This is a genomic window from Bradyrhizobium sp. SZCCHNS1022, from assembly GCF_032484835.1.
Lineage (GTDB): Bacteria > Pseudomonadota > Alphaproteobacteria > Rhizobiales > Xanthobacteraceae > Bradyrhizobium.
Genome location: NZ_JAUETT010000004.1, coordinates 394,060 through 407,185 on the forward strand (window position 1 = coordinate 394,060; position 13,126 = coordinate 407,185).

At 63.1% G+C, this 13,126-nt stretch carries 16 protein-coding genes; 7 read left to right on the top strand and 9 right to left on the bottom strand.

Going from position 1 to position 13,126, the window contains the following annotated elements:
• Positions 1–24: 24 nt before the first annotated feature.
• Positions 25–1,677 carry a glycosyltransferase family 39 protein gene (locus QX071_RS24600; RefSeq protein WP_315706126.1) on the bottom strand — a complete coding sequence of 551 codons (1,653 nt, stop codon included), beginning with the start codon at positions 1,675–1,677 and terminating at the stop codon, positions 25–27.
• A gap of 447 nt (positions 1,678–2,124) precedes the next feature.
• Here QX071_RS24600 and QX071_RS24605 point away from each other — a divergent pair, with 447 nt between their 5' ends.
• Complete coding sequence (locus tag QX071_RS24605) at positions 2,125–2,991, top strand: hypothetical protein (RefSeq protein ID WP_315706125.1); 867 nt, start codon at positions 2,125–2,127, stop codon at positions 2,989–2,991.
• A 229-nt stretch (positions 2,992–3,220) separates the two neighbouring features.
• On the top strand, positions 3,221–3,637 hold the full coding sequence (locus QX071_RS24610) for a MucR family transcriptional regulator (RefSeq protein WP_315706124.1): 417 nt from the start codon (positions 3,221–3,223) through the stop codon (positions 3,635–3,637).
• Between the two features lie 4 nt (positions 3,638–3,641).
• Here the strand turns inward: QX071_RS24610 and QX071_RS24615 are convergent, their stop codons facing one another.
• Positions 3,642–4,067 (bottom strand): SufE family protein, encoded by a 426-nt coding sequence (locus tag QX071_RS24615; RefSeq protein ID WP_315706346.1) that lies wholly within the window; start codon positions 4,065–4,067, stop codon positions 3,642–3,644.
• A gap of 72 nt (positions 4,068–4,139) precedes the next feature.
• Entirely contained in the window at positions 4,140–4,592 is a 453-nt protein-coding gene (locus tag QX071_RS24620; RefSeq protein WP_315706123.1) for a DUF5330 domain-containing protein, read from the bottom strand.
• Positions 4,593–4,976: 384 nt separating this feature from the next.
• On the opposite strand from QX071_RS24620, the gene QX071_RS24625 reads away from it, so the two are divergent.
• The 3 genes from QX071_RS24625 to QX071_RS24635 are packed head-to-tail and all read left to right on the top strand — an operon-like array spanning position 4,977 to position 7,885.
• Positions 4,977–6,806 (top strand): PAS domain-containing sensor histidine kinase, encoded by a 1,830-nt coding sequence (locus QX071_RS24625; RefSeq protein ID WP_315706122.1) that lies wholly within the window; start codon positions 4,977–4,979, stop codon positions 6,804–6,806.
• Positions 6,799–7,491 (top strand): peptidoglycan-binding domain-containing protein, encoded by a 693-nt coding sequence (locus QX071_RS24630; RefSeq protein ID WP_315706121.1) that lies wholly within the window; start codon positions 6,799–6,801, stop codon positions 7,489–7,491. The genes QX071_RS24625 and QX071_RS24630 overlap by 8 nt, the downstream gene beginning before the upstream one ends.
• A 52-nt stretch (positions 7,492–7,543) precedes the next feature.
• Positions 7,544–7,885 (top strand): DUF1491 family protein, encoded by a 342-nt coding sequence (locus QX071_RS24635; protein WP_315706120.1) that lies wholly within the window; start codon positions 7,544–7,546, stop codon positions 7,883–7,885.
• 75 nt (positions 7,886–7,960) lie between these two features.
• Here the strand turns inward: QX071_RS24635 and QX071_RS24640 are convergent, their stop codons facing one another.
• From QX071_RS24640 to QX071_RS24650, 3 genes are all read right to left on the bottom strand, one after another.
• Positions 7,961–8,257, bottom strand: a complete 297-nt coding sequence (locus QX071_RS24640) for a hypothetical protein (RefSeq protein ID WP_315706119.1) — start codon at positions 8,255–8,257, stop codon at positions 7,961–7,963.
• Between the two features lie 129 nt (positions 8,258–8,386).
• Complete coding sequence (locus QX071_RS24645; RefSeq protein WP_315706118.1) at positions 8,387–8,938, bottom strand: inner membrane-spanning protein YciB; 552 nt, start codon at positions 8,936–8,938, stop codon at positions 8,387–8,389.
• A gap of 26 nt (positions 8,939–8,964) precedes the next feature.
• Positions 8,965–9,540, bottom strand: a complete 576-nt coding sequence (locus tag QX071_RS24650) for a hypothetical protein (RefSeq protein WP_315706117.1) — start codon at positions 9,538–9,540, stop codon at positions 8,965–8,967.
• Between the two features lie 266 nt (positions 9,541–9,806).
• Here QX071_RS24650 and QX071_RS24655 point away from each other — a divergent pair, with 266 nt between their 5' ends.
• A complete protein-coding gene (locus QX071_RS24655; protein ID WP_315706116.1) occupies positions 9,807–10,538 on the top strand; it encodes a TetR/AcrR family transcriptional regulator in 732 nt (243 codons plus the stop codon).
• Between the two features lie 43 nt (positions 10,539–10,581).
• Here the strand turns inward: QX071_RS24655 and QX071_RS24660 are convergent, their stop codons facing one another.
• The gene (locus tag QX071_RS24660) at positions 10,582–11,217 is read right to left on the bottom strand and encodes a hypothetical protein (protein WP_315706115.1); all 636 of its coding nucleotides are present in this window, start codon (positions 11,215–11,217) and stop codon (positions 10,582–10,584) included.
• Between the two features lie 148 nt (positions 11,218–11,365).
• Here QX071_RS24660 and QX071_RS24665 point away from each other — a divergent pair, with 148 nt between their 5' ends.
• Complete coding sequence (locus QX071_RS24665) at positions 11,366–11,995, top strand: SET domain-containing protein (protein WP_315706114.1); 630 nt, start codon at positions 11,366–11,368, stop codon at positions 11,993–11,995.
• A 94-nt stretch (positions 11,996–12,089) separates the two neighbouring features.
• On the opposite strand, the gene QX071_RS24670 is transcribed toward QX071_RS24665, so the two are convergent.
• Together QX071_RS24670 and QX071_RS24675 are read right to left on the bottom strand one after the other, a co-directional pair.
• Positions 12,090–12,707: a class I SAM-dependent methyltransferase gene (locus QX071_RS24670; RefSeq protein ID WP_315706113.1), complete on the bottom strand. Its 618-nt coding sequence runs from the start codon at positions 12,705–12,707 to the stop codon at positions 12,090–12,092.
• 96 nt (positions 12,708–12,803) lie between these two features.
• Complete coding sequence (locus QX071_RS24675; RefSeq protein ID WP_315706112.1) at positions 12,804–13,028, bottom strand: hypothetical protein; 225 nt, start codon at positions 13,026–13,028, stop codon at positions 12,804–12,806.
• Positions 13,029–13,126 lie beyond the last annotated feature (98 nt).

The following is a 13,126-nucleotide window of genomic DNA, read 5'->3' on the forward strand; positions in this document are numbered from 1 at the left end:
GGATCATGATCCTTCAGCTACGGCTTATGGCGCCGGGATCGACAGCAGGCTGGAGATGCTCTTGCCCCGGATGTCATAGACCCGCGCAAACACGACGTCGTCGCGTTTGACCTCGAACATCACGGGCGCGGAGAGGCCCTTGCAATAGAATTCGCCGAGCGTCATCGCAAAATCGGCACCTTGGCTGTCCCAGCCAATCGTAAAGTCGGGCCCGAGCGCGACCTGCGCCGGCCGCTGCGGCCCGCAGACGGCGACCTTCCATTTGCGCCCAAGCGGCGGCACTTCCTCGCGCTCATCGAGCTGCTGCTTCAGGCCGTCGGAGGCCTGCTTGAGCGCGAGGCCCCAATAGTCCAGCATGAAGCGGTCATCCGCCTCGCGCACCGTTCCCGCGATATAGTTGAAATGGGCGTACTGATAGGGATGAAGCCGGATCATCTCGGCGAGCGGCAAGAGCAAACCGAAGCTGAACACGGTCACCGCGACCGGCTGCCAGGCCCGCCGATGTTCGGCACCGAGCCAATTCAAGAGTCTCGCGAAGGCGATGCCGCCCAGCAGCGCCATCGGCGGAATCACGAACACGAAATGTCGGATACCGTTGTAGAGCGCCGGGCGCTTTACGATCGCGATCAGGATCGGCAGGGTGGCGGCCACGGTCAGCATCAGCAGGATGCTTTTCTTGCGGGCCGTCATATCATCGCGGGATAGCCCCACGATCGAAGCCGCCGCGCCTGCAATGAACAGGCCGAGCATCAATTCGGGAAGCTGGAGAGCAAACAAGGTCGGCAGATAGGACCAGGGCATGTCCGGCACCGAGACCAGCGCGCCGTCGAACATCTCCTTCCAGGGCTTTTCGAAGAAGTGCGAGAAATAGGTCAGGGCGCGAAACGGATTCGCCGGCTCGATGATCGACCACGGCCAGATCAGGCCCATGATCAGATAGCCGAGGATCAGGCCGGGGATCAGCAGATAGAGCGACCGAACCAGACGGCGCACGGCTTCCCGTGCGCCCTGGGTCCGGAATTCCTCCAGGAACAGCGGCATGAATCCGACCACCGCATAGACCAGCGCGAGGCCGCCGAGGATCCGCGAACCGATCGACAGGCCGGCACCGATGCCGACGATCAGGATCGTGCGCGGCGAAGGGTAGGGATACTCCTCCGCGAGCCGAACCAAGCCCATCAGGAGGATCACCATGGCGACCGCGAAGGGGGCATCCTTCGGGTTCATGAACATGTGACCGTAATAGATCGGGCAGAGCGCGAGCAGCAGCAACGCGGCAAGGCCGGCCACGGCGCCGCCGATCCGGCGCGCCAACCGCCAAGTCACCGCAAGGCCGATCAGGCCGACGATCGCACCCACCAACCGCCGGGTCTCGAACAGTTCGAGCGGAATGACCTTGTGCAGCAACGCCGCGACCATGTCGAAGCCGCCGCCATACATGTAGAGATTGGCAAACGAGAGTGCCGCGGTGTCCTTGAAGCCGGAGCCGTACATGCGCAGCAGCAGGTCTGCATATTCGGCGTGGGTGTAATCATCCCAGCCGAGACCGTAGTCGCGGAACGTTAGGCTGGCGACCACAGCCACCGCTGCGAGCACGAAGATGGCAAGATCGTCGCAAGTCCGCTCGACCGTGCGCCGTATCGGCGTGTCGAGGGCCGAAGTTGTAATCGATGTCATGGCTAGTGGTGATCCGGCGTCCCTAACGATCCCCGCTGATGTGCCGAAGGCCTATTCCGTGGCCGCTCCGAACAGCGCGATTGTGTTTTCAAGCAATTGGCAGATCAGGCATAGTTTTCTGCTGCATCGCAGCAAGGATTGGATAATGGTGCGTAATTGTGCACTATGGACATACGACATGAATGCGCGCTGAACCATAGTGCCTGGAGATCAGGCGAGGGGCCGCGGCAGAAGCGGGACTGGCCCCATGTACATTATGACGGTATTGTGGCAATCTTGCCCTGGAGACATGCGGAGCTTGGGACCGCAACTTGATTCTCCACTGCAAGATATATCGTGCCCCATCGCCAAGAACCCGGGTCAAAAACGACACGCAACTGTTAGATTCTAATGTAGTTTTGGCTTAGGACTGCGCTCCTGAGGCCGCCACATTAGGGGGTGGGTTTGATGATGAGTGCCCTGTTGATCGCCGGGACTGTCGCCGTGCTGGCGGGTCTCGGAGCGATCGCATACGGAATTCCGGTCAAGGAATTCAGCTTCGGCAACACCATGGTCCTGGCCGGGACCATCACGGTGTGCACTGGGCTGCTCCTCTTCGGGCTCTCCGCCGTTCTGGGCGAACTGAAGATGATGTCGCATCGGCTCCGTCTGCGGTTGTCCCCCGACGGCAGTCCGAAGGCGCTACAGTTACCGGGCAGCGACCGCGACACCGACGAGCAGGTCGATCTTGCCGCCGCCCCGCCGATGGAAGATCTATGGCGGGAGGGCGGAACGCCGCGAGGCCGTGGCGGCCGTACGGTGGAGAGGCCGATGCTGCCCGAGCCGGAGCCCGAACCGGAACCCATCGCGCCGGAATCCAACAAGCCGCGGCGTAACCTGTTCTTTGAAGCGGCTGCGCGCAGGCAGCGCGAGCGCGCCGAAAAGCGCCCGGCTGAGTCGGGTCTGCCGGACTTCCGCGCGCCGCCCTTGAGCGAGCCAGCAGAATCCGCCGACGAACCCGCCCCGCCTGCATCGCCCCCCAGCTTCGAGGAGGCTTGGCCGAAGCCGGAGCGGGCGCGTGCGCCGGAGCCGGCTCTGCCACCTTTGCCGCCCTTGCCGCGCCGTCCGGCGCGAGCGGCGCCTGCCTTCAGCGAATCCCTGGTGCCATCGCGGCCGCCCGAACCTGCGGCTGTAACGGTCATCAAGTCCGGTGTTGTAGATGGGATGGCCTACTCGCTCTATTCCGACGGTTCGATCGAGGCGCAGATGCCCGAAGGCATGATGCGGTTTGCCTCCATCGACGAACTGCGGACGCACTTGGATCAGCGCAGCTGACTCCGGGATCGGCGCAGCCGACCCGGGGATCAGCGCAGTTGCCCCGGAATCTCCGTAGCAGAGCGCATCGCCTGCGCTCTACTTCGGTACCTCACGTTATTCGCAAGAATAGTGACTTGCTCTAGTTGTCACGCCCTCGCTTCCCGGCCCATAATATTGCTCGCGGCAAGATCAGGGGTGGTATTGGCCTGTCGCGATACTAGGGCGGCGGCGCCGCAGCGAGGGTCCGATGACAGACAGCGGAGGCAAGAGCTTTATTGACCTGACGGCCAGTATCGTCTCGGCCTATCTGAGCAATAACCCTACGCCGGCGGCGGAAATTCCGAACCTGATCAGCCAGGTCCACGCCGCCTTGCAGCGCGTGGCCAGCGGCCGCCCCGAAGGAACCCCGGAACCGGCAAAGCCGGCGGTGGCGGTGAAAAAATCGATTCACCCCGACTATCTGGTCTGCCTTGAAGACGGCAAGCGCTTCAAGTCGCTGCGGCGGCATCTGCGCACGCAGTACAATATGACCCCGGAACAGTATCGCGAGAAATGGAACCTGCCGCCGGATTATCCGATGGTCGCGCCGAACTACGCGGTGACGCGCTCGCAGCTCGCTAAGAAAATGGGACTGGGTCAGCAGCGCCCCGAACGGGGAAAATAGCTGTTTACGACACCCCGGCGAGCGCTTCGCGCGCGTCGGAGCGGATGCGCTCGACCATGGAACGCAAGCCGTTCGAGCGCTGCGGCGTCAGATGCTCGCGAAAACCCAATTCGTCGAACACGGCGAGCGCATCCGTCGCAAGAATCTCACGCGGGGTGTGGCCGGAGTAGAGTGTCAGCAGGATCGCGATCAGGCCGCGCACGATATGGGCGTCGCTGTCGCCGACATAGTTCAATACGGGTTCCGAGTCGCCCTGATCGATGTGCTTGGAGAGCCAGACCTGGCTCGCGCAGCCCTGCACCTTGTTCTGGGCCGAGTGATCCGCCTCGGGCATCGGCGTCAGAGTCCGGCCGAGTTCGATCACGTAGCGATAGCGGTCGTCCCAATCGTCGAGCAGGGCGAAGTTGTCGCGGATTTCGTCGATCGTCATGATGCTCTTTGGTCCCATCCAGGCCTCTATATAGGGACTTGGGAGAGCGAAAGCGATACGAGTTCCAGCCGCTTATTCGGTCGGCGGCAGATGCCATTCCGTCGCGAGATCGTCGGCCGAGAGCGTGTCGGCCGGCGCTTCTCCATCCGGCAACTCCTCGGTCACCGGCGCGTCGATCGAGCCGGTCCGATCGGCGTAGCGCTTGTCGGAGCCGGCCGGCTTTTCCGGACCGATCGCTTTCTCAGGCGCGGCCTGCTTCTCGTTCTTATCGGTGATGATCTGATAGAGCTTGCGCGCACCTTCCTGGGCACGGTGGCCGATCACCGTGGCCGCCTGACCACCGACCTCGCAGGCCTGCGGCTGGCGCTTACAGAACTGGCTCATGTCCGACACCGCTGCGGTCGCGGCCTGAACCGCTTCCTGAGGATTGATCTGCGGCAGCTTGTCGGACTCGGGCGTCTTTTCCCGTGGCAGCAGCACAAGCACCAGCCCGAGCCAGAACGCCATGCGAAGCAGAAAAAACATCACGCAACCCCGATCGTCTGGCCTGGTCCTGCGGTGCTTCCATTCCGCGCAAGGTCGGTGGCCACCCTTCTGTCTAAGCCGCAACTGCTTGCATTGAGCTTAATTGGTTGAGAAATCGCGAAACCGTGCGCTGATTTTGTATGTGTAAATAATTGCTTGCGAGTGCGCTCGCTCCGGAGCTCAGCGCGCCGGGCTTCTGCACGTCACTGCGCCTATGCCTGCGTGCAGCAACTTTGCGTTCACCATCCTGGCCGAATGCCGCAGTCCGCAGGGCATGGGCCTTAGCGTTCGCTTAATGCGAGTCTGAGACGTTGACGCACGACGACAGAGGGCGTCCCGGCGCGTCCTTCGATAGGACGACCGATAGGCCGAGGCGCGAGAGCCGTGAGTGTGTTGAGTATCATCCGCGATTGTCTTGATGCGTTATTGCATCCATCGGCTCGAAACGACGCGCTGACGTGCGCGCGCCACCGCGCCTTCATCGCACCGCGCCTGCTCGGCAGCTTGGGCGCCTTCGCGATCTTCCCCGCTTATCTCGCCATGCGCGGCGCGCCCAGCGCGCTCGAGGTCGGAGCATTGGCCTGGCTGATCGCGCCGATTCTGCTGTCCTGGTTTCTGTCGCGTACCGGCCGTTACGAAGGCGCCTATGCGCTGTCGTCGCTCGCGCTCTCGGCACTGATCATGGGGGTCGCGATCGAGACCGGGGGCATCGAATCCTTCGCCGCCGTCTGGCTGATCGTCATTCCGCTCGAAGCTGCGCTGTCCGCCTCGCGCAGGGTTGTCGTGTTCGCTGCCATGCTTGCTCTGGCCTGCGTGGCCACGCTGATCCTGATCGACCATTTCGAGTCGCTGCCGCGGGCGGAAAGCAATCCCGCGCTACGTGCGAGCTTGATCGGCTTTGGCGTCGCCTCGGCCACCCTCTATGCGGCAGTTCTCGCCTTTGCCGCGGACGCATTGGCACGCACCAGCGTTGTCCTGCTTTCAAAAGAGGAGGAGCGCTATCGCCTTCTCGCGCGCAACATGAGCGACGTGATCTCGCGGCATCGGCGCAACGGCGCCGTGATGTTCATCTCGCCGGCCGCGGAGACCTTGCTTGGCGTGCCGGCGATGCAGCTTCACGAGCATGGCCTGTTCGAGCGTGTCCATGTCGCTGATCGCCCGGCCTACCTGACGGCATTATCGGATGCCGCGCGTGGGAGCGAAGCCTCCAGTGTCGAGTTCAGGCTGCGCCGGAACGTTCCGGTCGATTCGTGCGGTTCAAACCATCTCGTCGAATTCATCTGGGTCGAGATGCGCTGCCGTCCGCTCGATCGGGCCGGCCCGACGGGCGTGGGCTCCGAGGCCGAGGTCGTTGCGGTGATGCGCGACGTCACCGACCGCAAGCTCCAGGAGCAGGCGTTGGATGTTGCGCGCGGTGCGGCCGAGCGGGCCGATGCCGCGAAGACGCGCTTCCTGGCGACGATGAGCCATGAACTCCGCACTCCCTTGAACGCGATCATCGGTTTTTCCGATATGCTCGTTCAGGAGCAGAACCTGATGCTGAACGCCGCGCGCCGCCGCGAATATGCCCAGTTGATCAATGATTCCGGTCAGCATCTGCTTTCCGTCGTGAACGGCATCCTCGACATGTCCAAGATGGAATCGGGCAATTTCGAAATCACGCCCGAACCATTCGCAGCCCGTACGGCGTTGATTAGTTGCTGCAACCTCTTGGCCCTGCGCGCCCGCGAGAACGGCGTCGATCTGTCGGCTGATGTGCCCCAAAATCTGCCTGACATCACCGGCGATCCACGCGCCTTCAAACAGATTGTGCTCAATCTCGTCTCCAACGCGATCAAGTTCACCGAACGTGGCGGCAAGGTGACGGTCGCTGCCGCAGCGGACGAGGCGCAACTGGTTCTGCGCGTCAGCGATACCGGGGTGGGGATCGCTCCCGACGACCTGAAGCGGATCGGGGATCCATTCTTCCAGGCCGGCAAGACCTATGAGCGTCGTCATGAGGGAACCGGGCTTGGGCTCTCGATCGTGAAGAGCCTTGTGAGCTTGCACGCCGGCGAAATGTCGATACAAAGCAAGCTCGATGAAGGAACGACGGTGACCGTGGTGTTGCCCTTGGCTTTCGCGCCGCCGGACGAAGGCAAGATCATGACCCTGGCTCCGGCTGGACGCACGCTGCCGCAGGGGCAGGCGTTTCAGGTGAAGAAGAGTGCCTAGACGAGCCGCAGATGAGGACGAGGCGCCGCGCCGTCGCAAGCGGACCGCGGCCGCCGCCGTGGAGGCTGCCGATGAGCGCGGCCTCTTGATGCGTGCGCTGCTCTATAGTCCGAAGGATCTGTTTGCGGGCCTGCTCGCCTGTGCTGCAGCGAGCGCCATCATTGTCAATGCGGTGTTCCTGCAATCGGGGCCGCATCCGGCACCGATGTTCGGCTCGTTCGTTGCTGTCCCGCCAGTCCTGCCCACTTCAAATCCATTGCCGCGTCCGCGTCCGATCGACGCCGAAGTCTCGCCATTCGACCCGAAGGTGATCGAGACGCGCCCGCCGGAAGCAAAGTCCGCCGAGACGAAGGCTGTCGATGCGAAAGTGGGGGAAGCCAAGGGAGATCAGAAATATTCCGATCCCCTGGCGGACCTCGTCAGATCGGTCAGCGGCGGGCAGGGATCGGCATCGCGGGCGCAGCAGCCCGTGGCTCAGAGCGGCAATCCGCGTCGTATCGCGGCCGTCCAGCGTGCGTTGACCGAATATGGCTACGGACAGCTGAAGCCGACCGGAATGATCGGGCCGGATACTCAGGCCGCAATCCAGAGATTCGAGCGGGAACGCAAGCTGCCGGTGACCGGACAGGTGTCCGATCGCATGGTGCGCGAACTCGCGATTGTCATCGGCCACCCGATCGAATAGAGCAGGCGCGCGCTGCGATTTGCGCGCCGATGTGGCGGTCTGAAGTTCTCCGATGCGATTGAAATCCAGCATATGGGTGGCGGCCTATTTGCGCCGCTGCCAGGCTGCGGGCATGTTCGGCGCCGTCCGTCGGCGGGGCGCCGAGGAAGCCGGTGCTGTTTTCGTCAAGATCGCCCTGATGGACGGCACCGCGGTGTTGTACGTGCCGGCGCCGCAGACGATGTATGACGACAGCCGCCCGATCGATCGCTATTTCGTCGCGGCTTCAGCGCAGCCCTTGCCGGAAGCACAGATCGAGGAGCGGCTCACCAAAGAGCTCCGCTTCGATCCGGACGCCTGGATCATCGAGATCGAAGACAAGGAAGGCCGCCACTTCCTCGAAGTCTCTCGATGATCGGCAGAAGGGGGCAAGGAAAAGGCCCGCTGTCGGGTGAAGCGGGCCCACAATCCGTCAAACGGAAATCGGTCTTCAGGCCCGCGCGCCGGTAAAGGGAAAGCTGCCCATAAAGCCGATGCCCATCTCGCCGGCGATTGCGTCGCCGGTGACCTTGCCCTTGAAGTCGAGCGTCAACGGCATCGGGCTTGTGATCGAGACCTTCCAGGCGACATCGTCTCCGTTCACGGTACCATCGAAAATCTCGGCTGAATCGCCCTCCGCGGCCTGCGTGCCGGTCAGCGTGCTGCCGGAGCTTGTCAGGCTCAAGGTCGCGGTCCGTTCGCCCATCGGCGTGTTCAGGGTAAGATTCCAGTTGCCGTCCACAGCCATCCGCTTGTTCTCCTGATGTTACCGCTCCGACGCGGCCGAGCCCGGAAAGCAAGTCTGATAGGCTGGTCCGGCCCAGGCGTCGCTCGGCGGCTCTATACCGCATCTTGAGAGATAAGCCCATTGCGGCGATCAGGCGCGCGCGGCCCGAATGCGGCTCGTTGTGACCAGCCGAAAGGTAATGAACTGGATCGCGAAGGCGGCGACCTTCGCTCCTGCTGCCACGACTGAGATATAGATCGCCCACAGCTTGAGATCGCCAGTCATCGCCACCGCGATGGTACCGATGCCGAGGACGAACATCAGGGCCGCCCAAGCATAGCCTGCTGCCATGACATATTCGGGGATGGTCTCGGCGACGACCGGCGGTACGTAGCGCGACATCCAGCCACGTTTGAGCATGATGACGCCGACCGCAAAATGCGCGATCGCGGGCTTCGCGAACATGAAACGGGGATCGTTGGTCAGCAGGGTCACGGTGCCGAGGACGACGACGAGCCCGAGACTGGCATAGGTCATGAAGCCGAGCGGCCGGCCCTTGGCGCGGGCATAAGCCACCTGTGCGATCGCTGTCGCGATCGCGACGCTCGTGCCCAGCACGGCGCTGCCGCTGACCAGATAGAGTACGAAAAAGACGATGGCCGAGAGAAAGTCGGTGCCCAGCTCGAGCAAGGCATCTTTCATGGTTCATCCTCGGTTGTCGGCTGCTATTATTTCGCCAGCGTGGCGGTAGCCAGCGCGGCCTCGTCCTTCAAACGTCGATAGGTCGGATACCAGCGCGTAAAGTAGAGCGCACTGTTTCGCGCGGCAAAGGCGACCGCAAGTCCGGTCCAGTAGGGCAGGCCGGGCACATAGAGCGTCATCAGATTGCCGACGATCATCAGCAGCGCCGCCAAGGTCCAGGCCCCCGTGATCACGTAATTGGCTTGCAGGAAGCCCGGCATGGCCGCGGTTTCCGCCGGCACCGCTTCGATCGCATATTGCAGCGTGAAGGGCATGCGCAGCAGAATCGAGCCGAGCGAAAGCGCGAAGATGCCGCCGTCGACGGCGAGCCGCACTGTGGCCGGGCTGATCGCCGGATCGATCAGGGCGCAGTAGCACGCGAGGATCGCGAATATGACCCCGGAACCCGCACCCAGGATCTTGACCGAGCGGCCGCGGCGCATATCGCTCGCGATCACCACGAAGCATAGGATGGCGCCGACCGACAGGCTCAGCGTGGCCGAGACGACCGTCAGCAGCGCGGCGTAGATTCCGTATGGGGCGAGGATCAGGAAGACCGTCATGAATGGCTGCTCCTGAGCCAATCTTTACATCGGAAAGATAACTATCGCCTGGGACCGGGCTCGGCAAGCAGAATCTTGACAGTGTCAAGCTTACGTGAACGCAGCAGGAGGGACGAGAGCGGTGGATGGTCGGCACCAAGCCGGCAGGCCAGCGCTGACCGAGGCTCGGCTGCTCCTTTATCCTCTCGGATGGCTCCCGCGCCTTTACGGATCGACCCAGCCCAAATAATCTTTCCACTGTCAAAATTATATAGTATCTTGTTCAGATGACAAGAAAAGCCGAGCCCGCAAAAACGCGCCGTCGCCGCAGCCTGACGGAGCCTGGGCGCGTTGTGCGGCCGAGGCGTCCGCGCCGTCCCGCGCGCGCCGGGGACGACGGGGAGGCCGCCCCGTATCATCATGGCGCCTTGCGCGACGCCCTCTTGAAAGCGGCTGAAACCGTGCTGGAACGGGATGGCCTCGCCGGGCTCACTTTGCGCGCTGTCGCGCGCGAGGCGGGTGTTTCGCACGCGGCACCGGCACATCATTTCGGCGATTTGACCGGGCTTGTGAGCGAGCTCGCCGCCATCGGCTTTCGTCGCTTCAATGCGACAATGGAGGCCGCCGGAAACAGCGCGGCCACGCCGATCGACAAGGCGCTGGCGCGCGCCCGCGCCTATGTCGCCTACGCGCAGGCCAATCCTGGCATGTATGGCCTGATGTTCCGGACCGAGCGCCTTGACTATACGCGGCCCTCGCTGCGCGAGGCGGCGGAGGCCTCTTTTGCCGGACTTGCCGGCGCGGTTGGAGCCGATCGTCAGGAGCAAATCAGCGACCGGACATTGTCGCTCGACCATGCTGCCGTTATCGCGCGTGCGTGGTCGCTCGTGCATGGCTACACGATGCTGCTGCTCGATGGGCGATTGGCCGATATTTTGCGGCGGTTGCCGGCCGGCACGAACGCCGAGATCTTGCTCGAGGCGATGCTGAAGACCACTGTCACCCGCCCGGAGCCGTGAGCGTAGATCGCGAAACCCGAATGAGAGTCGTGGGTTGGGGCGGCTAATGCTGGGTGGCCAGCTCGACGGCACGCCCGCGATTGCCGACGATCTTGACCTGGTCCTTGCCGCAGTCGAAGTCGCGCGCGATCTCGTCGGCCGCCTGACGGGCAAGCTCATTGGCGTCCGGATTCGCTGCGGCGTCGATATAGGCCACATGGCAGACTTGGCCGGGCGGTAGCCGCGTGACGATCAGCAACGGCTTGTCCTGGGCACGCCCGGCCGGGTCCGGATCGGATTGGTCGGCGATCTGCCAACGCTGGATCGTCGCGAAGGGCTCGCTGCCCGCCATGCGCCATTCGACCCTGGTCGAGGCGGAACTGAACGGACCGAACCAAGCCTGCGCAGCCGGCTGCTGGGCCGCTTCGGTTCGATTGCGACCGACCGAGAGCGTCTGTCGCAAATCATCGACGGTGACCGACACGACCAGGCCGGCTTTGCCGCGACAAATGCGTGATGCATGCTCGTCGGCGTCCTTGCTGCCGTTCGCGCTCCAGCAATTGGCGGCGGCCGTCGTGGAATAGGTGCTGCCGAACACCGGCTGGGCAAGGGCGCCGTCCAGGTGGGCTGCCAGGAAGATGAGCACAACGGACGTGTTCAAGGCCGCGTAAACGGCCGATCGTTTCCGATAATTCCTCATGGCTCTTTTCAGCCCTCCAACGGTGTCTTTTGTTCGACGTTCTCAAGTTGGGGACGGGGCGATAAAGCGCCCGGAAGGACCTGACATCGCCAAGAAATTGTCCTAGAACGGCGGCCCTGCGACGTCGTCACCTCCTGCCACCTCGATCATGCCTGTCATTCCATCGAACAAACCCTACCGTATCGGCCGCTCGAAGACTGGTCTTGGCTTGTTCGCCACCAAGCCGATCAAGAAGGGTGAGAAGATCATCCGCTATTTCGGGCCGCTGTTGGACTCCAGGAAGGAGAAGGACGACGCGATCGAGAACAAATATCTGTTCGAGCTCGACAAGCGCTGGACCATCGACGGTTCGATCCGAGAGAATATCGCCCGCTATATCAACCATTCCTGCAAGCCGAACGCCGAGTCCGACGTCAAGCCGCGCAAGAAGAAGATCTTCATCCGCGCCATCCGGAACATCGAGCCCGGCGAGGAGATCAACTACGATTACGGTACCGACTACTTCAAGTCCTATCTGAAGCCGATTGGCTGCAAGTGCGACGCCTGCGAAAAGAAGCGCAAGAAGAAGCGCGCCGAGGCCCGGGTGGAACGCCTCCGGCTGAAGGAGAAGGAAGAGCGCAAGGCCAAACGCAAGGCCGAGAAGCTGGGCAAGGCCAGCACGCGGCGCAAGACGAAGACGGACAAGGTCAGGGCAACCGCCAAGGTCAAGCGCGGCCTGAACGGCAGCGCCAAGCGGGCCAAGGGGCGCTCACTGAGCGGGCAGGCCCGGGCCGCCTGAACGGAGTTGGCAGCGGCGCCTATAGTCGGTGCGTTGTCGCCGTACGTTTGCGTCAGCAGCGCCGCTTTGCTCGATGCGCTTTCACTCAATCCGCTCAGTACGCCTTCATAAGGCCGAGCGTCGTCCAGGTCACGCCGGCGGCCTGGTTTCGCGCATCTTGCGAACCGGCATGCTCGTCGAAAACCAGCGTCATCTTTTGAGCGCCGGCCAGTGCGATGATCTCCTCGCTTGCGACCTCGAACATGCGTCGGCCGGGCGGGACCGGGCCGTGACGCAAGCGGATGATCAGCCGGCCACCAGGCGCAATCTGGCTCGCGATATTCGGCATCGCCCGCGCCCGCTGTTCAGCATCGAGATGCATGAACACGGCGGTCAGCATCACCAGGTCGAAGGTCTGTGCGCGCGACCGTAGCGCGGCAAGTTCCGGCAGGCTGTCGTCGATCCAGGTGATGGCCGGCGAAGGATGTAGCGCTATCGCCCGCAGCCGCAAGGTGTCGGTGGGCTCGACGGCGACCACCTGATGGCCCAGTCCAGCCAACCATGCGGCATCGCGGCCGGTGCCCGCGCCGATGTCGACCACGCGCGCCGGCTGCTTCGGGATGAGGTGGAGCACGGCACGATGCAGATCTTCCGCACGATGGGTCTCATAGCGGACAAAGAGATCGTCTGCCTCCTCGGCATAGCCCTCCGTCCCGCTCACGTGATCTGCCATGGCTACTCCTCGCATTTCTCCGGCAGATTTTATGCCGGAAAAACGCGCGCGCATCACCGGAATCCATGAACAGGCCCGCGGCTCGCGATCGCGTGTTCAGCGAAGCCATGATTGCAGACGGCGCGACAAACGTCGTGGCCGCAGCGTCTTGACCGCTCTGGCCTCGATCGCCTGCACATGCGCAAACACGAGGCTGCCGGTCGCCGTCACCAGCGGCTCCGGCATGTGGAATGAGCGCGCCAGCAGCCAGGTGGCAAGTCCGGTCAACCAGTCCAGGATCCCGGCAGAGGGACGAGCGTTGGGGGCGGTCGGCGTGCTCATGGTCATCTCCTTGGGCTACGAAGATGATCCGGCGGGTGAGGTAAATCGATTACCTTCCGCGTAATGGAAGCGCTGCAAGGCGCGTGATAGGTTTTTCA

Bases quoted from the DNA above. Each gene is read 5' to 3' on its own strand.
- QX071_RS24615 (WP_315706346.1), bottom strand. From the start codon at position 4,067: ATGACGATCGACGAAATCCGCGACAACTTCGCCCTGCTCGACGATTGG.
- QX071_RS24670 (WP_315706113.1), bottom strand. From the start codon at position 12,707: ATGGCAGATCACGTGAGCGGGACGGAGGGCTATGCCGAGGAGGCAGAC.
- QX071_RS24660 (WP_315706115.1), bottom strand. From the start codon at position 11,217: ATGAGGAATTATCGGAAACGATCGGCCGTTTACGCGGCCTTGAACACG.
- QX071_RS24675 (WP_315706112.1), bottom strand. From the start codon at position 13,028: ATGAGCACGCCGACCGCCCCCAACGCTCGTCCCTCTGCCGGGATCCTG.
- QX071_RS24600 (WP_315706126.1), bottom strand. From the start codon at position 1,677: ATGACATCGATTACAACTTCGGCCCTCGACACGCCGATACGGCGCACG.
- QX071_RS24650 (WP_315706117.1), bottom strand. From the start codon at position 9,540: ATGACGGTCTTCCTGATCCTCGCCCCATACGGAATCTACGCCGCGCTG.
- QX071_RS24635 (WP_315706120.1), top strand. From the start codon at position 7,544: ATGCGATTGAAATCCAGCATATGGGTGGCGGCCTATTTGCGCCGCTGC.
- QX071_RS24665 (WP_315706114.1), top strand. From the start codon at position 11,366: ATGCCTGTCATTCCATCGAACAAACCCTACCGTATCGGCCGCTCGAAG.
- QX071_RS24655 (WP_315706116.1), top strand. From the start codon at position 9,807: ATGACAAGAAAAGCCGAGCCCGCAAAAACGCGCCGTCGCCGCAGCCTG.
- QX071_RS24645 (WP_315706118.1), bottom strand. From the start codon at position 8,938: ATGAAAGATGCCTTGCTCGAGCTGGGCACCGACTTTCTCTCGGCCATC.
- QX071_RS24640 (WP_315706119.1), bottom strand. From the start codon at position 8,257: ATGGCTGTGGACGGCAACTGGAATCTTACCCTGAACACGCCGATGGGC.
- QX071_RS24610 (WP_315706124.1), top strand. From the start codon at position 3,221: ATGACAGACAGCGGAGGCAAGAGCTTTATTGACCTGACGGCCAGTATC.
- QX071_RS24605 (WP_315706125.1), top strand. From the start codon at position 2,125: ATGATGAGTGCCCTGTTGATCGCCGGGACTGTCGCCGTGCTGGCGGGT.
- QX071_RS24620 (WP_315706123.1), bottom strand. From the start codon at position 4,592: ATGTTTTTTCTGCTTCGCATGGCGTTCTGGCTCGGGCTGGTGCTTGTG.